We start from the raw sequence: 20,676 nt of genomic DNA, 5'->3' as shown, positions 1-20,676 counted from the left end.
GGTGGTCGTGACCTGTCGGCCCTGGTCGGTGTCGGTCCGGTCGCGTACCGTGAACGCAGCCTCCCGTCCCCCACTCCGGCCGCCCGGGCCAGGAGTCCGCAGAAGAAGGAGACCGAAGGTGCCGGTCCTCCCCGGAGCTGAGCCGTTCCGCCATGAAGGCGATGACATCGGCATCCTGCTGTGCCACGGTTTCACCGGTTCCCCGCAGTCGCTGCGCCCCTGGGCGGAGTATCTGGCCGCGCGTGGCCACACCGTGTCCCTGCCGCTGCTGCCGGGACACGGCACCCGCTGGCAGGACATGCAGGTGACCGGATGGCAGGACTGGTACGCGGAGGTGGACCGCGAGCTGCGCGCCCTGAGCGAGCGCTGCGCGAAGGTCTTCGTCTTCGGCCTGTCCATGGGCGGCGCGCTGACGCTGCGGCTCGCCGCCAAGCACGGCGACGCGATCAGCGGGATCGTGGTGGTGAACCCGCTGAACAAGATGCACGATCCACTGGCCTTCGCGCTGCCCGTCATGCGGCACCTCGTGCGCAGCACGAAGGGGATCGCCAGCGACATCGCCAAGGAAGGGGCCGAGGAACTCGGCTACGACCGGGTGCCGCTGCACGCCGCGCACTCGCTGCGCCAGTTCACCCGGCTCGTCGACGCCGAGCTGCCGCAGGTCACCCAGCCGATGCTGCTGCTGCACAGCCCGCAGGACCATGTGGTCTCGCCGGCCGACTCGGCGCGGATCCTGAGCCGGGTCTCGTCCACGGATGTCGAGGAGATCCTGCTGGAACAGAGCTACCACGTCGCGACGTTGGACCATGACGCGGACCGGATCTTCGAAGAGAGCCATGCCTTCGTCACCCGGCTCGCATCCGGTACATCCCGTACATCCGAGACGTCCGATGCATCCGATTCCCGGGAAGGTACGACAGCCGGTGGCTGAGCACGAAGCGGCGGACCGCGACGAGAGCCGTGAGGAGCGGGCCGAAGAGGCGCTCGCGCCCGACGACACCGTGGCGGCGGGCAAGGACGGCGAGTCCGGAGCCGTCCGCGAGTCCGGAGCCGCCGGCGAGACCGCCGGCGCGGACACGCCCGGCGCGGCGAGCAAGCCCGGCACCACGGGTGAGCCCAGCACCGCAGGTGAGCCCGGCGCGGCGAGCGACCCCAGCACCGGGGGCAAGTCCGACACCGCGGGTGGATCCGGCGCTTCGGACGGGCACGAGCCCGTGAAGGTGGACGAGGATGCCGCCTGGGCCGCGATCGTCGCGGGATACGGCGAGCAGCCGGCCGATCCGCCGGGCGCCAAGCCCTTCAAGTCCGTGGAGGACCTCGCGGGTCTCGTCGCCGAGGCCGAGGAGGCCGAGCAGGAGCGCGGTCCCGCGCGCACCGGCTCCGACAAGCCCGCGGCCGGCTCGATCACATTCGCCCCGGGGGTCGGCCCACGGGACTACAACGTGGCCGAGCCCTCGGAGACCCCCAGGGCCTCCAACCCCTCCAAGGCCTCCGCGGACGGCCCGGACGAGGACGACGAGGGACACTTCGTACCGCCGGAGCCCCCGCCACTGCCGGAGGCCGACACCACGGCCAAGTTCGCCTGGCTCGCGGTGGTCGGCGGCCCTGTTCTGCTGCTGCTCGCCGTGATGCTCGGCTGGCCGATGACGTGGTGGCTGACGACGCTCGGCATCGGCGGCTTCCTGGGCGGCTTCGCCACGCTGGTGATGCGTATGGGCGACGAGGACGACGAGGACGACGACCCCGGGCGGGGTGCGGTGGTCTGAACCGGGGGCTCCGCCTTCCGGGTTCCTCCGGATCGCGCTGAACGCGCCCGTCCTCAGCCCCCGGACACCCCCTGGCCGGGCACGTGCAGCGCGGCCAGGACCGGGAGGTGGTCCGTCGCCGCGAGCAGGTCGTTCTCGGCAATGCCCGCGTGCCCGAGCGGGACTCCGCAGCCGAGGACCTCGATGCCTCGTGAGGCGAAGATCGCGTCGATGCGCTGGCGTGGTGTGGCGGGTTCCGAGGTGTACTCGCCGCCCCACGGCTTCGTCGCCCAGCAGTCCTGGAGCGCGCCCGCGAGCAGCTTGAACGTGCGGCCGTTCGGGCGGTCGTTCAGGTCGCCGCCCGCGACCGTGTGTTCCACGCCCATTCCGGCGAGCCGGTCGAGCAGCATCCCGCCCTGCTCGTAGCGCTCCTTGCTCTGCAGCGACAGGTGGCAGCTCAGGACACCGAGCCGGGCGCCCCCGAAACGTACGACCGCGGTGGCGAAACCACGGCGGTGCAGGCCGGGGGTCAGGGGCAGCAGTACGTCCTCGGTGCGCTCCACCCTCGCGCGCAGCGAGCAGAGCAGCGCGGGGCCGGCCGCCGGGGCGCCGCCCGAGAGGATCACCAGGTCGGAGGCCTTGGCGAGGCGGGCGAGCTTCTTGTGCCAGCGGAAGAAGCGCGGGGCCTCCTGGACGAGGACCAGGTCGGGATCGCAGGCACGGATCACCCGGGCCAGCGCGGCGGTGTCGTCGCGCATCGAGCGGATGTTGTACGAGAGGACCCTGACGACGGCCGAACCGTCCGGTTCCGTACGGGAGTTGGGCAGCGGGAGGGGCTGGTCCTGTCCGGTCACCGGGCCACGATACGACGCTGCCCGCCGGTCCTGAACGGAACACGGCGGGCAGCGTCGGATACGCGTCGGCCGGACGGACCCGGGGCTGCCCGGTCATATGCCTGCCGGGTCACACGCCTGCCGGATCACATGCCTGTCGGATCACACGCCCGTCGGATCACATGATCGGGTCGGGCTCCCGGGCCAGGTCGGCGGCGCCCACGAGGCCCGCCTTGTTGCCGAGCTCGGCCGCGATCACCTCGGCCTGCGGACGCCAGTTGCCACCGACCAGCCAGCGCTTGTACGACTTACGGATCGGGTCGAGGACCAGCTCGCCCTCGTCCGAGAGACCGCCGCCGATGATGAACGCGGAGGGGTCGAAGAGGGAGGCGAGGTCGGCGAGACCCGCGCCCGCCCAGCGGGCCAGCTCGCGGTAGGAGTCCACGGCGACCGGATCGCCCTGACGGGCGGCCATCGAAATGTGCTTGCCCTCGATGCCGCCCGGGGTGCCGTCGCCCAGGGAGAGCAGCAACTCGGCGCGCTCCGGGGTGGCGTTGGCGCGCTGCTTGGCGTAGCGCACGAGGGCGCTGCCGGAGGCGTACTGCTCCCAGCAGCCCTGGCTGCCGCAGCCGCACAGGATTCCGTCGGGGACCATCCGGATGTGGCCGAACTCGGCGGCCACGCCGTAGTGCCCGCGGCGCAGCTTGTTGCCGATGATGATGCCGCCGCCGAGGCCGGTGCCGAGCGTGATGCAGATGACGTTGCGGTGGCCCTTGCCCGCGCCGAACTTGTACTCGCCCCAGGCCGCGGCATTGGCGTCGTTCTCGACGACGACCGGCAGGCCCACGCGGGCCTCGACCTTCTCCTTGAGGGGTTCCTGGCGCCAGTCGATGTTCGGCGCGAAGTAGACGGTGGAGCGCTGACGGTTGACGTAACCGGCCGCGCCGATGCCCACGCCCACGATCTCGTGGCCGGCCCGTGCACCTTCCACGGCCGAGGCGATCGCGTCCACGATGGACTCGGGCGTGCTGGGAGTCGGCACCTTGAAGGTGGAAAGGATCGTGCCTTCCTCGTCGACCACGCCGGCCGCGATCTTCGTGCCGCCGATGTCGACGCCGATGGTGAGTGCCATGTGTCCCTCAGTTTCGGTCGAGCCCCGCTGCGGGCCAGCCTATCCGAGGGGCGGGCGGGGGCCGTTGTCCGAGCCCCCGCGGACGCATCCCGGTCAGCTCCTCAGTCCAGGTCGATGTGGTCCCCGCCCCAGGGGCCCTCGTCCTTGCGGTCCTCCCGGTCCTTGCGGGCGTCCTTCTCGTTCCCGCCGCCGGTACGGTCCGGGTCCTCCCGCTTGCCCCGGTCCTCGTCCTGCCCCGGCCGGGGCTGCCGGCTGCGGCGGTCGTCGTCCTCGGTCCAGCGGCGTTCGTGGCCCTCGACGGCGGAGCGGTAGGCGGCGAGCAGCTCGGAGCCGGCGGCGGCGAGGTGGTCGAAGACGTCCGGGTTGCGCTGGATGACGGGCTCCACCACGGACTTCGCCTGGTTGATCAGCTGGTTGACGGCGCCCTGGGAGACCACCCCGGCGATCGGGGACTGCAGCCCGGACAACTTCTCGCTCACGGCGTCCACCAGACGCCGCAGCTCGTCGGCCGCCGATCCGGGCGGCGTGCCGTACTGGGCGCGGCGTCGGGCCTGCTCGGCGGCGAGGTCCTCGGCGCAGGCCTGCTCCCACGCGTCTTCGTCGACCGCGCGGGATTGGTCGGCGGGGCGCTCGGTGTCACTCATGACGGGCTCCTGCGACGGATCGGCTGTATCCCTCGACGGTACCTGAATGGGGGTACGTCCCACCCGGCTGCGGGCAGCCCCGCCGCAGGGCGAGTGGACTCTCCCTGCTCACCTGCTCCCCCGCCCCCTGCTCAGGTGGCACCCTGCTCAGGTGGCACCCCGCCGGCCCTCGGGCCACAGGCCCGGGTCCGGCGTGAAGCGGATCCCCAGCGTGCCCTCCCTGAGTCCCGCCCCCGCGACGCTGCACCGCCGCAGCCCCGAGGGCATCGGCACAATCCGCCGGAACTCCCCCACCGTGACAATGACTTCATCGCCCCGCCGGACCAGGTCCAACTCCTCCTTCACCGCCCCGGGCAGCGGTATCCGCCACTCGAGCACCCCGTCCTCGGCGAGCCGGTCCTCGACCTCCCACTCCCCACCGGGCGGCGCCTCAAGGGGTGCAGGGACGCCGAGGGCCGCCACATCCCCGGCGTCCAGCGGATCACGCCCGAGGTGCCCCACCTCGGCCACCGGCAGCCCGTCCCCCCGCCACTGCACGAGCGCCTTGCCCTGCTGCCCGGCCAGCGAGGCAAGCCACGGATCCGCGGAACCCTGCGGCAGCACCCGGTTGGCGAGCACCCGCTCGATCCGCAGCCCGTGCAGGGCAAGCCCGGTGACAGCCGTCCGCAGGGCATCGGTCCCCGCGGGCCCCGGCTCGGCCACGACGCGTACGGCGGTTTCCGTGCTCTCGATCACGCCCTGCACCCCGGCCAGGTCCGCATCCCACTGCGCGGCCGAGTCGTACAGCCACTGCGCCGGCATCGGCACGCCCGCGAGCTGCGCGAGCACGGGCCGCAGGGCGCGGGCGGCCTGGCGTTCGGGCGGCAGCAGGCGGCGTACGTAGCGGCGGAGCTCGGCGGGCAGGGCGAGGGCCGCCAGGGCGCGGCGGGTGGGTGGCAGGTCGACCACGAGCAGGTCGTACGCCTCGCTGCGGTGGGCGTCGCGGATCGCCTTGAGCAGGGCGAGTTCCTCGGCGCCGGGGAGGGGGGTGAGTTCGTCCTCGTCGAGGGGGCGGGCGCCGAACAGGTCGAGGGCGGTGGTGGCCCTGGCCTGGAGGGCGAGGAGTTCCTCGCGGAAGTGGGTGGTGGGGCTGGTCCTCGTCACGGTGACGCCGTCGCCGGGGTCGGGTGTGCTGTCCGCCGTCAGCAGCAGCGCCCGCGCCCCGGCCGCTGCTGCGGTGGCGGCCGCGAGGGTGGTGCGGCCGGCGCCGCCCGGGCCGATGACGAAGAGGGTTCGCATGTCGACCAACGGTACGTGAGGGGCTGCGTGGGCCCGTCAGGCCCATGGGCAGGTGAGGCCCATGGGCAGGCCAGACCCGTGAACAGGCCAGGCCCACGGGAAGGTCAGGCCCACGGGAAGGTCAGGCCCACGGGTCGGTGATCTCGCGGAGCAGTGCCAGTGACTCGCGGAGTTGTCTCATGCGGCGGGGGCCCAGGTGCGCCTCCCACTTGCGTTCCTCCTCGGCGACCACCGCGTCCGCGACGCGCTTCGCCGACCAGGCGCGGTCCGCTCCGCGGATCAGGCGGGCCCGTCTGTCCGTCGGGTCCGGGACGCGCTCCACGTATCCGGCCTTCTCCAGCTGGTCGACGAGGAAACCGGCCGTCTGCTTCGTGATCTGGGCCTGGGCCGCGAGCTCGGTCAGGCGGATGCCGTCAGGGGCGATGCGCTGCATGACCCGTGCCTGGGCGGGCGTGAGGTCGTCGTATCCGGCCTCGGCCAGCGCGGCGAAGACGCGGTCCTCCAGGGCCCGGTACGGGATGAAGAGGAGCACGCCCGTGCTGAGCTCGCTCTCCGCTGCCATGTCCGGTTCACCCCCGCCCTCTTGACTTGGTCAGAGACTCTGACTACTTTGGTCAGTGAAGCTTACCACTTGAGTAGGTGATCCCCATGAGCGCGGACCTCGGGACCGAAGAGCGCTGGCAGATCGTGGACCGCGAGCGGGAGAGCCTGGCGGCCCTGCTCGAAGGCCTCAGCCCCGAGGAGTGGGAGCGGCCCACCCAGTGCGGGGACTGGCGGGTGCGGGATGTGGCCGCACATATCGCCATCGCCGCGCACACCACGTACCCCTGGGCGCTGCGCGAGTACGTACGCGCCCGCGGGAACAGCGACCGGCTGATCCACGACACGGCCGTCCGCGCGGCCGAGCGGCCGGTCGCCGAGATCACGGCCGACCTCCGCGCGATCGCCCGGTCCCGGCGGACCGTGCCCGGCACGACCGTCCGCGAGGCCGTGATCGACCTGCTGGTCCACGGCCAGGACATCGCCCGCGCCCTCGGCATCGCACGCACGATGGAACCGCGCGCCGCACGCGACGCGGCCGAGCGGGTGTGGACCATGCGCTTCCCGCCCCGCCCCTGGCCGCTGCCGAAGGCCCGTCTGGTGGCCACCGACATCGACTGGGCGCGCGGCGAGGGTCCGGAGATCCGTGGGCCGATGCAGGCACTGCTCCTGCTGCTCACCGGGCGGACGGCCGCCGCGGAGGAGGAGCTGAGTGCGGCCGCCGCGGAGGGGAAGCCGGCCCGCCGGGCGGAGCAGTCCGGCCGCGGGCCGTCGGGCGGCGCGGGCGGCACGGACAGCGCGCCGGATGCCGCTACGCCTGCGACTCCACCCGCTTCTTGAGCCCGGCAAGCGCGCGGTCGATGATGACCTTCTCCGCCTTGCGCTTGATCATGCCGAGCATGGGGATCTTCACGTCGACCATGAGGCGGTACGTGACCAGGGTGGACGTGCCGGACGGCGTGAGCACGTAGCTGCCGTCGAGCGCCCGCAGCATCTGGGACTTGACGAGCGTCCAGCTGACCTCGTTGTCGCCCGTCCAGGTGTAGCCGAGCACCTGGTCGTCCTTGATCGCGCCGGCGTCCATGACGAGCCGTACCTGCTCGGCCCGGCCCTCGGCGTCGGCCTTGAGGACCTCGGCCTGTTTCACCTCGCCGGTCCAGTCGGGGTAGCGGGCGAAGTCGGCGATCACCGCCATGACCTCGGCGGGCGAGGCCTCGATCGTGATGCTCGAGCTGGTGTGTTCCGCCATCGCCGTGGCTCCTCCAGTGCTGGCCGAATGCAGGGGTGGGCAGGGGCGCGCAAATCCTCCGGGTCCGCCCGACGGAAGGCTACCGCGCCCGCCGATCCAGGGATCGCGCCGCCTCGGCCTGCGAGACGGGTTCCGGCGCCCGCGGGTTCCGGCCCACGGATTCCGGCGTCCGCAGGTTCGGCGGCCATCGCTCGACCGGCCACGCCTTCCGGGATCCGCGCAGCCCGTACCGCCCGTACCGCCCGTACCGCCCGTACCGCCCGTACCGCCCGTCGCAGCCCGTACCGCCCGTCGCCGCCTCAGCCGTACGTCACCACTCCAGCGCCCAGGGCCTGCCCGAGCCCGCGAAGTGCCCCACGTTCACGCACTCGGTCGCCCCGATCCGCATCCGCCGCACCAGCGGCTGGTGGACATGGCCGAAGAGGGCGTACCGCGGCCGGGTCCGCCGGATCGCGTCGAGCAGGGCCACGCTGCCACGCTCGAAGCGCCGCGCCACCGTGTCGTACACGAGCTCCGGCACCTCCGGCGGGATGTGTGTGCACAGTACGTCCACCTCGCCGACGGCCTCGATCTTCGCGGCGTATTCCTCGTCGCTGATCTCGTACGGCGTGCGCATGGGCGTTCTGAGTCCGCCGCCGACGAAGCCGAAGACACGTCCGCCGATCTCGATGCGCTCGCCGTCGAGGACGGTGGTGCCCGTTTCCGCGTACTCCTTCCACAGGGCGGGCATGTCGACATTGCCGTAGGTCGCGTACGTCGGCGTCGGGAAGGCGGCGAACATCTCGGCGTACTGCCGGCGCACCGCGCTCTCGATGGCGGCGTTGCGGTCGAGGCCCTGCCACAGCGAGGCGCCGAAGGCGCGGGCCTCCTCGTAGCGACGCTCGGTGCGCAGTGCGACGATCCGGGAGGCGTTCTCGGCGCCGAAGAGGTCGGGGAAGATGCCGCGCGAGTGGTCGGCGTAGTCGAGGAACAGCACCAGGTCACCGAGGCAGACCAGGGCGTCGGCGCCGTCTCCGGCGCGGGCGAGGGCCTCGGTGTTGCCATGGACGTCACTGACCACATGCACACGCATGCCGATCACCCTAAGTCTCCGGGACACGCAGGGGTAGGGCACCCCGCACACCGGCCCCCCGCTCCCGGCCGGTCCCCGGCCAACCCCCGTCGGACCTGCGGTAACTTCCGGCTCCGACAGATGGTCGACTACTGTGCGGGATGCACAGCCCCGCCGTGTGACGCAGCGTACATCTGGCCGGACCCCCCTATCGGAGAGCCCGTACCGGTGGGTAACGTCCGGGCAGTCCAGTTGTGCTCCCGTGCCTTGTGAAAGGTCCAGCCGGCACCCGAGCACCTGCCCGACCTTGGACCGCACCGTCGCAGCACACAACGTCGTGGCGTCGGCGCCTTATGAGGAGCAGCAGTCTTGCGCGAGTTCAGCCTTCCGGCCCTGTACGAGGTCCCTGCGGACGGCAATCTGACCGATATCGTCCGGCGCAATGCCGCGCAGCACCCGGACGTGGCCGTCATCGCCCGCAAGGTGAACGGCACCTGGCAGGACATCGACGCGAAGGCCTTCCTCGCCGAGGTGACCGCCGCGGCCAAGGGTCTCATCGCCTCGGGCGTACAGCCCGGGGACCGGGTGGGACTGATGTCCCGCACCCGCTACGAGTGGACGCTGCTCGACTTCGCGATCTGGAGCGCGGGCGCCGTCACGGTGCCGGTCTACGAGACCAGCTCGCCCGAGCAGATCCAGTGGATCCTCGACGACTCCGGCGCGGTGGCCTGCTTCGTGGAGCTCGACACCCACGCGAAGGCCGTCGCCTCCGTACGCGAGCAGTTGCCCGCTCTGAGGGACGTCTGGCAGATCGAGAGCGAAGCCGGCGAAGGCCTCGACGAACTGCGTACGGCCGGCGCCGGCGTGAGCGACGCAACCGTCGAGGAGCGCTCGGCGGTGGCGAAGGCCGACGACCCGGCGACGATCGTCTACACCTCGGGCACCACGGGCCGCCCCAAGGGCTGTGTGCTGACCCACCGCAGCTTCTTCGCCGAGTGCGGCAACGTCGTGGAGCGCCTGCGTCCCCTGTTCCGTACGGGCGAGTGCTCGGTGCTGCTCTTCCTTCCGCTCGCGCACGTCTTCGGGCGGCTCGTGCAGATCGCGCCGATGATGGCGCCGATCAAGCTCGGGCACGTACCGGACATCAAGAACCTCACCGATGAGCTCGCCGCCTACCGTCCCACGCTGATCCTCGGCGTCCCGCGCGTCTTCGAGAAGGTCTACAACTCGGCCCGCGCCAAGGCACAGGCCGAGGGCAAGGGCAAGATCTTCGACAAGGCCGCGGACACGGCGATCGCCTACAGCCGCGCCCTCGACGCACCTTCGGGCCCGTCGCTCGGTCTCAGGCTGAAGCACAAGCTGTTCGACAAGCTCGTCTTCAGCAAGCTGCGCACGGTGCTCGGCGGCCGCGGCGAGTACGCGATCTCCGGCGGCGCGCCGCTGGGCGAGCGGCTCGGGCACTTCTTCCGCGGGATCGGCTTCACGGTCCTTGAGGGCTACGGGCTCACCGAGTCCTGTGCCGCGACGGCCTTCAACCCGTGGGACCGGCAGAAGATCGGCACGGTCGGGCAGCCGCTGCCCGGTTCGGTGGTCCGGATCGCCGACGACGGCGAGGTGCTGCTGCACGGCGAGCACCTGTTCGCGGGCTACTGGAACAACGAGGGCGCGACCGCCGAGGCGCTGGAGGACGGCTGGTTCCACACCGGCGACATCGGCACCCTCGACGAGGACGGGTATCTCGCGATCACCGGCCGCAAGAAGGAACTCATCGTCACGGCGGGCGGCAAGAACGTGGCGCCCGCCGTGATCGAGGACCGGATCCGGGCGCATGCCCTGGTCGCGGAGTGCATGGTGGTCGGCGACGGCCGCCCGTTCGTGGCCGCGCTGGTGACCCTTGACGAGGAGTTCCTGGGCCGCTGGGCTGCGGAGAACGGCAAGTCCTCGGCCGAGGTGGCGAAACTGCGCGAGGACGCCGATCTGCTCGCGGCGATCCAGCAGGCGGTGGACGACGGGAACGCGGCGGTCTCCAAGGCGGAGTCGGTCCGCAAGTTCCGCATCCTGGGCGCCCAGTTCACGGAGGACTCCGGCCATCTGACGCCGTCCCTGAAGCTGAAGCGCAGCGTGGTGGCGAAGGACTTCGCGGACGAGATCGAGGCGCTGTACCGCAAGTAGTCTCCGGCGCTTGTACGTGTGTGGGGGGCACGCTCCGTCGAGCGTGCCCCCCACGCATGTCCGGAGGAGCTCTTCGAGTGCCTAGAGGAGCTCTTCGAGCCGCTCCGCGAGCAGGTCCCAGCGCCACTTCTCCTCGACCCACGCGCGTCCCCGCTCCCCCATCCGGGAGCGCAGTGCGGGATCGAGCAGCAGGCTCGTGATGCGGTCGGCGGACTCCTCGGGGGAGCCGCCGCGCACGACCCACCCGGTCTCCCCGTCGAGCACCGCGTCCGGCGCCCCTCCCGAGTCGCCGGACACGACCGGAAGGCCGGTCGCCGAGGCCTCCAGGTAGACGATGCCGAGCCCCTCGACGTCGAGCCCGCCGCGGCGGGTACGACAGGGCATGGCGAAGACGTCACCGGCGCCGTAGTGCGCGGGCAGTTCACCCCACGGGACCGCGCCCGTGAAGCGCACGGAGTCCGCGACGCCCGTCTCGGCGGCCAGCTTGCGCAGCTCCTTCTCGTACGGCCCGCCGCCCACGATCAGGAGCACCGCGTCCGGCACCTTCGCCAGGATCAGCGGCATGGCCTCGATCAGCGTGTCCTGCCCCTTGCGCGGCACCAGCCGCGAGACGCAGACCACCACGGGCCGCTCGCTGAGCCCGAGCCGCTCGCGCACCTCGGCGCCGCCCGAGCCGGGGTGGAAGGTCTTCTCGTCGACGCCGGGCGGCAGTTGCACCATCCGCGCCGCGGCCTCGGGAGTGAGGGCCGCGGCGATCCGGGAGCGGGTGTACTCGCCGAGATAGGTGATCGTGTCCGTCGACTCCCCGATCCGGCGGAGCAGTTGCCGGGAGCCGGGCAGCTGGGCCCAGCCCGCCTCGTGCCCGTGGGTCGTCGCGACGAGCCGGGTGGCGCCCGCCTTGCGCAGCGCCCCGCCCATCAGGCCGAGCGGGGCGGCGGCCCCGAACCACACCGACGTACAGCCGTGCTCCCGCAGCAGCGCGGTGGCCCGGCGGGTGACGCGCGGGGTGGGCAGCAGCATGGTCGTGCGGTCCCGTACGACCTTGAAGGGCTGTTCCTCGTCGAAGGCGGCGGTGGCCTCCATGCCTTCGCGGCCGCGCTTCCAGGTGGAGGCGTAGACGACGAGCTGCTCGGGGTCCAGGCGCAGCGCCATGTTGTGCAGGAAGGCCTGGATGCCGCCGGGGCGGGGCGGGAAGTCGTTCGTGACGATCAGGGTCTTGTGCATCGAGGCCGACAGTAGCCGAAGCGGTCCGCGGCGGCGGGCGCCCGGGTGGGGGTCGCCGGGGCATGGCTGCCCGGGTCGGCCCCGCGTACCCACTACGCCCGTTTCACATCGTTTGCCACCTTCATCGCCTTCATCGCCTTCATCGCCTTCGTCAGCTCAGCTCCTTGCGTACGTACGCGCGCCACTCACCCGTGAAGGTGTCGAGACCGGTGCCGAGGACGTCGCCCAGGGCGTTCTCCACCGCGCCTTCGCGGCCGTCGTGTGCGCCGACCGCCTTGTAGAAGGCGAGCAGCTTCCGTTCGCCCCAGCGTTCGGCGATCATCCGGCAGGCCAGCCAGCCGCCTTCGTAGGCCCGGGCCAGCTCGGAGCCGCTGCCGGAGAAGGCGAAGTCCTCGTCCTCGGGGAGGGCGGTGGGAAGTTCGGAGGCCGCGAGTGCGCGGGCGAGTTCCGGTGCCGCCTGCTGTGCCGTACGGCCCGATCCGCGGTAGCCGAGCCAGTCGGCGAAGCCCTCCGAGAGCCACAGCGGCGTCGCCTCGGTGGTGGCGGAGCGGGTCGCGACATGGGTGGTCTCGTGGGTGAGGACGACCTGTTCGCCGAAGTCTCCGAGGACGTCGAAGGCCTCGGGGTTGAGGATGATCCGGTCCGCGGGGGTCTTTCCCGTCCTGCCGGACTCGCCGGTGGTGACGGCGGCGATCCCGCGGTACGCGGAAGAGGGTGCGCCGAGCAGGCGGCCCATCGCGTCGAGCGATTCCGGTACGAGGACGACGACCCGCCCCGCCCACCGGCTGCCCCAGACCTCCCGCACCGCGGGCACCGCCCGGTCGGCGAGCCGGGCGTAGCGGCGCAGCTTCTCGGCGCTGCGGCCGACCCCGAGGACGAGGCTGTGGCTGCCGCGTACGACGGTGACGTCGCCCTGTTCCCAGAGCTGTTCGGCGGTCTCGTCCTTGGGCCGGTCGGCGGCGACGAGCCAGCGGCCGTCCTCGTGGCGCAGGCTCAGGGTGCGGTCGGCGGTGAGCGGGGCGCTGTCGTGACCGGAGATCCGGTAGCGGAGCCGTACGGCGGCGGTGGCGCGGTCGCCGGACGGGGTGAGGCCGGTCAGTTCGTAGGTCCAGGAGCCGAGCGGGATCTGCTCCAGGGCGTCGAGTTCCTCGGCGTCGCCGTCGGCCTCGGTCGCCCGGAAGGCGGCCGCGTCGTGGGCGAGCACGGCCTCGGCACGGCGGTCCAGGAGCTCCTGGACCGCCCGGCGGTCGGCCCCCTCGCCCGGCGGCCCCGCGCAGGCGGCAAGGACGGCGGCCAGGGCGAGGGCCGCGGCTGCGGTTCTCTCCCGGACGGCCACGCCCCCGATCGTACGGGGCCGTCCCCGGTCGTGGCACGGGCGTGCGGGGCCGTCGGGCCGCACGCCCCGGGCCGCGGTCAGACCCGTGTCACCGAGGAGACCGGCATCATCCCCACCGGGTCGTAGCGCACCGAGGCCCCCGGGTAGGGGGCGTGGACGACCTGGCCGTCGCCCACGTACATCGCGACGTGGCTGGCGTCGGCGCGGTAGGTCACCAGGTCGCCCGGCTGCGCCTGGGCCAGCGGGACCTGGCGGCCCGCGTGGCGCTGGGCCTGCGAGGTGCGCGGCAGGCCGACGCCCGCCTGCGCGTACGCCCACTGGGTGAGCCCCGAGCAGTCGAAGCCGCTGGGCCCGTTGGCGCCCCAGACGTAGGGGCGGCCGACGGCCTGGCGGACCGCAGCGAGGGCGGCCGCCGCGCGGGCCGAGGGTGCGCCCGCCACCGGGGGCAGCGGGTCGCGGCCCGAGCGGGAGGCACGCTCGTAGGCGGCCCGTTCGGCGCCCGGCAGCGCGTTGAGCAGCCGGCGCGCCTGGGCCAGCTTCTTCTTCACGATCCGCTTCTGTTTCGCCACCGTGGCACGGGAGTCCTGGAGCTCGGCCAGCTTGCGCCGCGCCTCGTCCGTGCGCTGCGCGAGATCGCGCTGCGCGTCCTGCAGTGCGGCGAGCTCACCGGCCTGCCGTGCGCTGATCCGGTTCAGCGTGGCGGCCTTGTCGAGGTACTGGTCCGGGTCGTCGGAGAGCATCAGGGCGAGTGTCGGATCGAGTCCGCCGGAGCGGTACTGGGCTCCGGCGAGCGAACCGAGCCTGCCGCGCATGGTGTTGATGCGCTCCTGGCCGCGGGCGAGGCGGTCCCTGGCCCGGTCGACCTGCGCTTCGAGCTTCCCGGCCTTCTCGTCGGCCTTGTTGTACGCCTCGGTGGCCCGCTCGGCCTCCGCGTAGAGCCGTTCGACCTCGGCCCGGGTGCCTTCCGCGGGCTCGGCCGGGTCGGCGCCCGCCGGTGCGGCGGTCAGGGAGGCGGCGGCGGTCGCCACGGCCGCGGAGACGACGGTGGCGCGGGCGGTCCGGTCCCACCTGCCGCGGTGGTCGGACGGAGCGGTACGGCGATGGGACGCCACGGGATACAGCTCTCCTTCCGGCTGCCGCTGCCGTCCGCCCCGTCCGGCGAGGCGGACTGCCACAGTTCAGCGGCAGTGCGGACGTCCGGCCCGCTGCGACCAGCCGGGCCTCCGGTCTGCCGTCCGCGGCGCGAACGGCTCCCGGCGGGTTCCCGCTTCAACGGCCCGCACCGGAACCGCGGTTCCGGCCCGCGGGTCCTCCACAGGCATCACGTCCCGCCCGTCCGGCGGTAGGTCCGCCGCCGCGCCGCGGCGGGCCGGGCGCGTGGGGCGAACGACGCGGAAGCTACCACCGACGCGGGCCGCCCCGGCGCCGCGGGCAACACGACGCCCCGCCATCGACGCAGGTCGTCGGCGGGGCGTGGGGGTGGCACGCGGTGCGGGAATTCGCCCGTTCGGAGGGAGGTTCACGCACCGATCGCGTTCACGTACTCGTTCGCATGCTCGTGCTCGTGCTCGTTCAGACGCGGACGCCGAACATGAACGGCATGTTGTTGATCGACTCGTAGCGGACGACCGCGCCGGGCTTCGGGGCGTGCAGGATCTGGCCGTTGCCCGCGTAGAAGCCGACGTGGTGCAGGTCGCCGTAGAAGAAGACGAGGTCGCCGACCTTGAGGTTGCTCTTGGAGATCCGGGTGCCGGCGTTCGCCTGCGACTGCGAGGTGCGGGGTATGGAGACGCCGGCCTGGGCGTAGGCCCAGGAGGTGAGGCCCGAGCAGTCGAAGGAGCTGGGGCCGGAGGCGCCGTACACGTACGGGGAGCCGAGCTTGCCCTGGGCGGCCTGGAAGGCGGCCATCGCGCGGCCCGAGCCCTGCGGGGCATCGCCCAGTTCGATCCGGTCGCCTGCGGCGCGGCTCGCGCGCGCCTCCTCCGCGGCGAGCGCGGCGCGCTCCTTCGCGGTCAGCGTGTTGAGCAGCTTCTGCGCCTTGCCGAGCTTGCTCTGGACTTCCTTCTTCTTCTTGCCGAGTTCCTCGCGCGTCTCGTCGAGGTCCTTCAGCTTGCGCGTGGCTTCCTTGCGCTGCTGCGCGAGGGTGCGCTGCTTGTCCTGGATCTTCTCCAGCGCGCCGGCCTGCTTGGCGGTCAGCTGGTCGAGCGTGGAGGCCTTGTCCAGGTACGAGTCCGGGTCGGACGAGAGGAAGAGCTGGACGGAGGGGTCGATCCCGCCGCTGCGGTACTGGGCGCTGGCCATCGAACCGAGGCTGTCGCGCAGTTCGTTGAGCTCGTCCTGGCCGCGGGCGACCCTGTCCTGGAGCTCCTTGATGTCGTCCTCGAGCTTGCCCTGCTGCTCCTTGGCGCCGTTGTACTTCTCGGTGGCCTTCTCGGCCTCCTCGTACAACTTGTCGACCTTCGCCTTGACTTCCTTCTTCGAAGGCTCGTCGGCCTGTGCGGCCTGGGAGGAGAGCGCCACGGTGGCGGCTGCGGTCGCAGTGAGCACGGTCACACGGGTGCGGCCAGGCTGCTTGGGTCGACGGTGGGACGCCACGAAGGCGAGCTCCTTCTTCCTAAGCCGCCTACCGGGTGAGCGGTGGGCGGTGAACCCGCCGTCACCCCTTATGGGTGATCAACCGTGCGAAGGTTCGAGCGTGACCTTAGTGACCTTCCTGTGATCAGTTCAAACTCACGAGACAAAAAATCGCCCACGGAACGCTTTTCTTTACCCAGAACCCACGTGTGGTGATGAGAGGTTGACGCTGGGTCGCGCAGCAGCCCTGCCAAATCGGGCATACGTCACAGGAGTTGACGAGAGCCCCTATAGGCGAGCGTTACCCACGGAAGGGGACCGCTCAGCGTGACAGCCGCTTGAGCAGCATCACCGAGGGAACCGGCCGCGCCCCGGCCTTGGCGACCCCGTCCGCGACCTCACGGTCGGTGGAGACGACCGTGACCGGCCGGCCGGGCGGCTCGGCACGCACCAGCTGGCGGATCAGTTCGTCCGCGGTGACCCCGGGCTTGGAGAACAGCACCCGCACCCCGCGCGGCGGCGCGAGCAGTACGGGCGCGGCCAGCTCGGCACCGTCGAAGACACAGGTGACCTCGGCCCCGCTCTGCGCCGCGAGGGCGGAGAGGCCGCCGAGCAGGCGCAGCCGCTGCTTCTCCAGGGGCATGGTCGGATAGCCGGTCTTGGTCACGTTGTAGCCGTCTACCACGAGATGCGCCTGCGGCAGCGCGAGCAGCTGGTCGAGGATCGCCGGATCGGCCTCGGACAGGGCGCGTGCGGCGATGTCCTTGGGCGACATCCGGCCGGGCTCGACCGCGTCGACGGTGTCGGCGGGGCGTACGTCCACGGGCGGCAGCGCGAGTTCACGGCGCAGGCCCTGCGCCGATTCCAGGAGGGTGTCGAGCAGCAGCCGCACCCGCATGTCCTCGATCGAGCGGCCCTCGCGCACGGCCTTGCGGCTGGCCTCCAGGGCCGATTCGGCCTCGGCGAGCCGGGACTTGAGCCGCCGCGCCTCACTGTCCGCGGCGGACTGCGCGGCCTGCGCCTCGGCGCGCTGCGCCTCGTGCTCGGTCCGCGCCTTGCGCAGGGCGGCCTCGCCGCGCCTGATGTCGCTCTGGGCGCTGCGCAGCTTGCGCTGCAGCGATTCGCTCTCCTTCTTCGCCGATTCCAGCTCGCCGCGCAGCCGTTCCGTCTCGGCGCGGGTCTGCTCCCGGGCGGCGGCGAGCTCGGCACGCAGCTGTTCCAGCTCGGCCCGGGTCTCCTCGTCGGCGCGCTCTGACTCGGCGCGCTGCGCCTCCTCACCGGCGGCGGCGACCAGCTTGACCCAGCCGGCGGGCCGCAGCACATAGGCGGCGGCCGCCACGTCCAGCGGATCGGCGGCCGGCGGCGGGGTGCCCGCTTCGAGGGCGCCGGCCAGCTCGGGCTGCGCCTCCTTGAGCCGTTCGCCGATCCGCTGGCGGAACAGCGGTTCGGCCTCCAGGGCGGAGGCCATCGCATTGCCCGCGAACCTGAGCCGCCGCGAGGGCGTGAACCGCGCGTACTGGCGCAGCTGCGCGGGCAGTTCGTTCACCGTCAGGGAGCCGAAGCCCTCCGAGGTCAGTGCGATGACCCGCCGCCGTACCCCTTCGGGCAGCGGCCGGTCGAGCACCTCGGCGGCGCCGTCGTCCGGCTCCCCGCCCTGGTTCTCCACCATCCGTCACCCCATATCCCGAGGGTGCGGCACTCCTCAGGAGTCCGCGCCCGGCCTGTCCACCAGCTCGATCTGATCCAGCGCGTTGCACCAGCGGCAGCGCACCGACTCGATGGTCTCACTGACCACCTCGCGCTCCTCCACCTTCGGCTCTCCGGCCAGGTCGAGATGTACGTACTCGACGACCTTGGAGGATCGCGTCACGTCGAAGCGGGTCAGATTGCCGCACAGGGTGCAGCGCCAGCGGGTCTCGGCGGTCGGCAGGGGAACCGTCATGGTGGCAGGGCGCCTTTCAGGTGGCATCCGGTGGCTTCAGATGGCTTCCGCTCGGCGTTTCGCGAGCTGCCCGCAACCCTACGGCCTGCCGGAGGCCCCTGCGGACGCCTCGGGGGTGTCCGGTAGCGGCGAGGCGTTCCATGTAGTTCGGTCCTGTTCCGTCAGGATCTGCACATGATCGCCAAGTACGTCCCTCCGGCCCGGCGCCTTCGCACCTCGGCCGCGCGGCTCCTCGCGGGCCACGGCCCTGTGGTCACCTACGGCCTGATCCTCCTGTGCTGCGCGGTCTTCGTCCTGTCCCCCGCGGCCGGGCTCAACCCGGCGTACGGCAGCGGCGAGGCGCTGCTCGACGCGCAGCGCGCCTTCTTCGCGCGCTGGGGCGTGATCCCCGCCGAGCTCCTGAGCGGTGCGCCGCGGGCCGCGATCACCCCGGTGACCGCGCTGTTCGTACACGGCAGCTGGTTGCATCTGCTGGGCAACATGCTGTTTCTGTACGTGTTCGGCCAGATGGCCGAGCAGCGGCTCGGGCATCTGCGGTTCGCCGTGTTCTATCTGGGCTGCGGGGCACTGGCCCTGTGCGTCTACGCACTCGCCAACGCGGACTCCGAGCAGACCCTGGTCGGGGCCTCGGGTGCGATCTCCGCGGTGCTCGGCGCCTTCCTCAGGCTGTTCCCGAAGGCCCGGGTGACGAGCCTGCTCCCCTTCCTCTTCTTCCTTCCGCTGCGCTTTCCCGCATGGATCGTGCTCCCGTTCTGGGTGACGCTGCAGTGGCTGGCCGCGCAGCGCGCCGGTTCGGGTCCGGGCGTCGCGTATCTGGCGCATCTCGCCGGCTTCTGCCTCGGCTTCCTCTACGCGTGGGGGCACTGTCTGCGCACGGGCCGCCGCTCTGGGGGCAAGGACGGCGGCTCTGCGGCCAAGGACGACGGCTCCACGGGCAGGGACGACGGCTCTGCGGCCAAGGACGACGGCTCTGCGGGCGAGGACAGCGGTGTCGGGCCTGCGTCTAGAGTGAAGGGGCCCGCCGGGCACAGGGCGCCGGCCACCGAGGGAGACGACCAGACGTGATCACCGCGATCGTGCTCATCAAGACCAGCGTGGACCGGATCCCGGAGATCGCCGAGTCCATCGCCGCCCTCGACAGCGTCTCCGAGGTCTTCTCGGTGACGGGTACTTACGATCTGATCGCGATGGTGCGGGTGGCACAGCACGAGAACCTCGCCGATGTGATCCCCGGCCGGATCAGCAAGATCCCGGGCGTCGAGGCGACGGACACGCACGTGGCCTTCCGCACCTACTCCCAGCACGACCTCGAGGCGGCCTTCGCCATCGGCCTCGACAACTGACGCGAGCCGCACCGGCCCGGAGGCCCGGCCCGCTGCTCAGGCCGAGGTGTCCGGGACGCAGCGCCCGTCCCGGGTGCGGTACGTCCACCGGGCACCCTCGCGCACCAGCTCGCCGACGGCGCGTACGAAACGCTCCACGTGCTCGTCTGGCGTCCCGGCACCGAAGCTCACCCGGATCGCGTTGAGCGACTTCTCGCCGGGCGCCGCCTCGGGCGCACCGCACTCGCCCTGCTCGCGCGGGTCGCCGCCGAGCAGGGTGCGGACCAGGGGGTGGGCGCAGAACAGGCCGTCGCGTACGCCGATGCCGTACTCGGCGGAGAGCGCGGCCGCGAAGTGCGAGCTGTTCCAGCCGTCGACGACGAAGGAGAGGACGCCGACGCGCGGGGCGTCCTCGCCGAACAGCGAGAGCACCTTCACCTCGGGCACCTCGGCGAGGCCCGCGCGCACCCGTTCGACGAGCTGTTGCTCGCGGGCCACGAGCGTCTCGAAACCGGCCTCGGTGAGCGCCTTGCAGGCGGAGGCGATCGCGTAGGCGCCGATGACGTTCGGCGAACCCGCCTCGTGCCGGGCCGCGGTGGTGTGCCACTCGACGTCCACCCCGCCGTCGCCGCGCCGCGCGACGGACCTGGAGGCGCCCCCGCCCGCGAGATACGGCTCGGCCTCCCGCAGCCAGTCGGAGCGGCCGGCGAGCACGCCGGAGCCGAAGGGCGCGTACAGCTTGTGCCCGGAGAACGCCACCCAGTCCACGTCGAGCTCCAGGACGGAGACGGGGTGATGGGGCGCGAGCTGGGCGGCGTCGAGCACGATGCGGGCACCGTGCGCGTGAGCGGCCGCCGCCAGCTCGCGCACCGGCCAGAGTTCGCCGGTGACGTTGGACGCGCCCGTGACGCACACCAGCGCCGGGGCTGCCCCTCCCGACGGGGTGGCGCGGGCGGCGAGTGCGCTCTCCAGGGTGCGTACGGCCTCGTCGGGCGCACGGGGGGCGTCGAGGTACGTGACGGGGGCGTCGCGCCACGGCAGCAGCGAGGCGTGGTGCTCGGTCTCGAAGACGAAGACCTCGCAGCCTTCGGGCAGCGCCTGGGCGAGCAGGTTCAGCGAGTCGGTGGTGGAGCGGGTGAAGACCACCTGGTCGTCGGCGCGGCAGCCCAGGAAATCCTCGACGGTGCGGCGGGCGTTCTCGAACAGGTCGGTGGACAGCTGCGAGAGGTAACCGGCGCCGCGGTGCACGCTGCCGTAGTACGGCGCGTAGGCGGCCACGTCGTCCCAGACCCGCTGCAGAGCGGGGGCGCTGGCGGCGTAGTCGAGTGCGGCGTAGGCGACTTCGCCGCCGGTGACCAGCGGGACGCGGACGTCACGGCCGAGCACCGGGAGCGGCTCGGTACAGACGGCGGAGTCGGCGTGACAGACGGCGGGGGCGGCGTGACAGACGGCGGGGGCGGCGGTTTCGGCAACGACGGAAACAGACATGGCGGACTCCCGTGGCAGGCAGGTGAATTCACTGCGCGAGGCCGGCAGAAGGGCGGCCGTCAGCGCAGGAGAAGAAGAAAAGAGGGGATGCGGAGGTGGGGGCGTGGAAGCCCTATCGCATTCGCTTGCTCACGAGACTGCTCCCT

General features: G+C 72.2%; 20 protein-coding genes. 6 read left to right on the top strand and 14 right to left on the bottom strand.

The genetic code is table 11. The features are described from left to right. Positions 1–118: 118 nt before the first annotated feature. On the top strand, positions 119–931 hold the full coding sequence (locus ACLF6P_RS15305; protein ID WP_415950817.1) for an alpha/beta hydrolase: 813 nt from the start codon (positions 119–121) through the stop codon (positions 929–931). Between the two features lie 283 nt (positions 932–1,214). Beyond that, on the top strand, positions 1,215–1,766 hold the full coding sequence (locus ACLF6P_RS15300; protein ID WP_415950953.1) for a hypothetical protein: 552 nt from the start codon (positions 1,215–1,217) through the stop codon (positions 1,764–1,766). A 53-nt stretch (positions 1,767–1,819) separates the two neighbouring features. On the opposite strand, the gene ACLF6P_RS15295 is transcribed toward ACLF6P_RS15300, so the two are convergent. From ACLF6P_RS15295 to ACLF6P_RS15275, 5 genes are all read right to left on the bottom strand, one after another. Next, positions 1,820–2,599: an endonuclease/exonuclease/phosphatase family protein gene (locus ACLF6P_RS15295; RefSeq protein WP_415950816.1), complete on the bottom strand. Its 780-nt coding sequence runs from the start codon at positions 2,597–2,599 to the stop codon at positions 1,820–1,822. Positions 2,600–2,756: 157 nt separating this feature from the next. After that, positions 2,757–3,710, bottom strand: coding sequence for an ROK family glucokinase (locus ACLF6P_RS15290; protein WP_415950815.1), 954 nt, complete (start codon positions 3,708–3,710; stop codon positions 2,757–2,759). 101 nt (positions 3,711–3,811) lie between these two features. Further along, positions 3,812–4,354: a DUF5304 domain-containing protein gene (locus tag ACLF6P_RS15285; RefSeq protein WP_415950813.1), complete on the bottom strand. Its 543-nt coding sequence runs from the start codon at positions 4,352–4,354 to the stop codon at positions 3,812–3,814. A gap of 147 nt (positions 4,355–4,501) precedes the next feature. After that, a complete protein-coding gene (locus ACLF6P_RS15280) occupies positions 4,502–5,632 on the bottom strand; it encodes an ArsA family ATPase (RefSeq protein ID WP_415950812.1) in 1,131 nt (376 codons plus the stop codon). Positions 5,633–5,753: 121 nt separating this feature from the next. Then, positions 5,754–6,194, bottom strand: coding sequence for a MarR family winged helix-turn-helix transcriptional regulator (locus ACLF6P_RS15275; protein WP_415950810.1), 441 nt, complete (start codon positions 6,192–6,194; stop codon positions 5,754–5,756). Between the two features lie 86 nt (positions 6,195–6,280). Between ACLF6P_RS15275 and ACLF6P_RS15270 the strand changes: the two genes are divergently transcribed. After that, a complete protein-coding gene (locus ACLF6P_RS15270) occupies positions 6,281–7,012 on the top strand; it encodes a maleylpyruvate isomerase family mycothiol-dependent enzyme (RefSeq protein ID WP_415950808.1) in 732 nt (243 codons plus the stop codon). Here ACLF6P_RS15270 and ACLF6P_RS15265 read toward each other — a convergent pair. Further along, positions 6,984–7,421 carry an SRPBCC family protein gene (locus ACLF6P_RS15265; RefSeq protein WP_415950807.1) on the bottom strand — a complete coding sequence of 146 codons (438 nt, stop codon included), beginning with the start codon at positions 7,419–7,421 and terminating at the stop codon, positions 6,984–6,986. The two genes, ACLF6P_RS15270 and ACLF6P_RS15265, sit on opposite strands and share 29 nt — an antisense overlap. 310 nt (positions 7,422–7,731) lie before the next feature. Beyond that, positions 7,732–8,493, bottom strand: a complete 762-nt coding sequence (locus tag ACLF6P_RS15260) for a metallophosphoesterase family protein (protein ID WP_415950806.1) — start codon at positions 8,491–8,493, stop codon at positions 7,732–7,734. A 348-nt stretch (positions 8,494–8,841) separates the two neighbouring features. Between ACLF6P_RS15260 and ACLF6P_RS15255 the strand changes: the two genes are divergently transcribed. Next, entirely contained in the window at positions 8,842–10,644 is a 1,803-nt protein-coding gene (locus ACLF6P_RS15255; protein ID WP_415950805.1) for an AMP-dependent synthetase/ligase, read from the top strand. An 81-nt stretch (positions 10,645–10,725) separates the two neighbouring features. Here ACLF6P_RS15255 and ACLF6P_RS15250 read toward each other — a convergent pair whose 3' ends face one another. The 6 genes from ACLF6P_RS15250 to ACLF6P_RS15225 form a co-directional block, all read right to left on the bottom strand. Next, complete coding sequence (locus ACLF6P_RS15250; RefSeq protein ID WP_415950803.1) at positions 10,726–11,868, bottom strand: glycosyltransferase family 4 protein; 1,143 nt, start codon at positions 11,866–11,868, stop codon at positions 10,726–10,728. A gap of 151 nt (positions 11,869–12,019) precedes the next feature. Then, the gene (locus ACLF6P_RS15245) at positions 12,020–13,204 is read right to left on the bottom strand and encodes a Cif family virulence factor (protein ID WP_415950802.1); all 1,185 of its coding nucleotides are present in this window, start codon (positions 13,202–13,204) and stop codon (positions 12,020–12,022) included. Between the two features lie 77 nt (positions 13,205–13,281). After that, on the bottom strand, positions 13,282–14,316 hold the full coding sequence (locus tag ACLF6P_RS15240) for a C40 family peptidase (RefSeq protein WP_415950801.1): 1,035 nt from the start codon (positions 14,314–14,316) through the stop codon (positions 13,282–13,284). Positions 14,317–14,776: 460 nt separating this feature from the next. Further along, entirely contained in the window at positions 14,777–15,799 is a 1,023-nt protein-coding gene (locus tag ACLF6P_RS15235; RefSeq protein WP_415950800.1) for a C40 family peptidase, read from the bottom strand. A 301-nt stretch (positions 15,800–16,100) separates the two neighbouring features. Beyond that, complete coding sequence (locus tag ACLF6P_RS15230) at positions 16,101–17,447, bottom strand: NYN domain-containing protein (protein ID WP_415950799.1); 1,347 nt, start codon at positions 17,445–17,447, stop codon at positions 16,101–16,103. A gap of 33 nt (positions 17,448–17,480) precedes the next feature. Then, positions 17,481–17,720 carry a hypothetical protein gene (locus ACLF6P_RS15225; RefSeq protein ID WP_415950798.1) on the bottom strand — a complete coding sequence of 80 codons (240 nt, stop codon included), beginning with the start codon at positions 17,718–17,720 and terminating at the stop codon, positions 17,481–17,483. Positions 17,721–17,894: 174 nt separating this feature from the next. Here ACLF6P_RS15225 and ACLF6P_RS15220 point away from each other — a divergent pair, with 174 nt between their 5' ends. Both ACLF6P_RS15220 and ACLF6P_RS15215 read left to right on the top strand, forming a co-directional pair. Beyond that, positions 17,895–18,785: a rhomboid family intramembrane serine protease gene (locus ACLF6P_RS15220; RefSeq protein ID WP_415950797.1), complete on the top strand. Its 891-nt coding sequence runs from the start codon at positions 17,895–17,897 to the stop codon at positions 18,783–18,785. Beyond that, entirely contained in the window at positions 18,782–19,063 is a 282-nt protein-coding gene (locus ACLF6P_RS15215; protein ID WP_399204777.1) for an Lrp/AsnC family transcriptional regulator, read from the top strand. Before ACLF6P_RS15220 ends, ACLF6P_RS15215 begins: the two co-directional genes overlap by 4 nt. Before the next feature lie 36 nt (positions 19,064–19,099). On the opposite strand, the gene ACLF6P_RS15210 is transcribed toward ACLF6P_RS15215, so the two are convergent. Further along, on the bottom strand, positions 19,100–20,530 hold the full coding sequence (locus ACLF6P_RS15210) for an aminotransferase class V-fold PLP-dependent enzyme (protein ID WP_415950795.1): 1,431 nt from the start codon (positions 20,528–20,530) through the stop codon (positions 19,100–19,102). Positions 20,531–20,676 lie beyond the last annotated feature (146 nt).

The organism is Streptomyces lothianensis, from assembly GCF_047779955.1.
GTDB lineage: Bacteria > Actinomycetota > Actinomycetes > Streptomycetales > Streptomycetaceae > Streptomyces.
Note: the sequence above shows the minus strand (reverse complement) of the source record. Positions and strands in the feature narration are given on the sequence as shown.

Coding starts and splice junctions, on each gene's coding strand:
- ACLF6P_RS15210 (WP_415950795.1), bottom strand. CDS start 20,530: ATGTCTGTTTCCGTCGTTGCCGAAACCGCCGCCCCCGCCGTCTGTCAC.
- ACLF6P_RS15280 (WP_415950812.1), bottom strand. CDS start 5,632: ATGCGAACCCTCTTCGTCATCGGCCCGGGCGGCGCCGGCCGCACCACC.
- ACLF6P_RS15225 (WP_415950798.1), bottom strand. CDS start 17,720: ATGACGGTTCCCCTGCCGACCGCCGAGACCCGCTGGCGCTGCACCCTG.
- ACLF6P_RS15285 (WP_415950813.1), bottom strand. CDS start 4,354: ATGAGTGACACCGAGCGCCCCGCCGACCAATCCCGCGCGGTCGACGAA.
- ACLF6P_RS15260 (WP_415950806.1), bottom strand. CDS start 8,493: ATGCGTGTGCATGTGGTCAGTGACGTCCATGGCAACACCGAGGCCCTC.
- ACLF6P_RS15230 (WP_415950799.1), bottom strand. CDS start 17,447: ATGGTGGAGAACCAGGGCGGGGAGCCGGACGACGGCGCCGCCGAGGTG.
- ACLF6P_RS15270 (WP_415950808.1), top strand. CDS start 6,281: ATGAGCGCGGACCTCGGGACCGAAGAGCGCTGGCAGATCGTGGACCGC.
- ACLF6P_RS15275 (WP_415950810.1), bottom strand. CDS start 6,194: ATGGCAGCGGAGAGCGAGCTCAGCACGGGCGTGCTCCTCTTCATCCCG.
- ACLF6P_RS15220 (WP_415950797.1), top strand. CDS start 17,895: ATGATCGCCAAGTACGTCCCTCCGGCCCGGCGCCTTCGCACCTCGGCC.
- ACLF6P_RS15290 (WP_415950815.1), bottom strand. CDS start 3,710: ATGGCACTCACCATCGGCGTCGACATCGGCGGCACGAAGATCGCGGCC.
- ACLF6P_RS15265 (WP_415950807.1), bottom strand. CDS start 7,421: ATGGCGGAACACACCAGCTCGAGCATCACGATCGAGGCCTCGCCCGCC.
- ACLF6P_RS15250 (WP_415950803.1), bottom strand. CDS start 11,868: ATGCACAAGACCCTGATCGTCACGAACGACTTCCCGCCCCGCCCCGGC.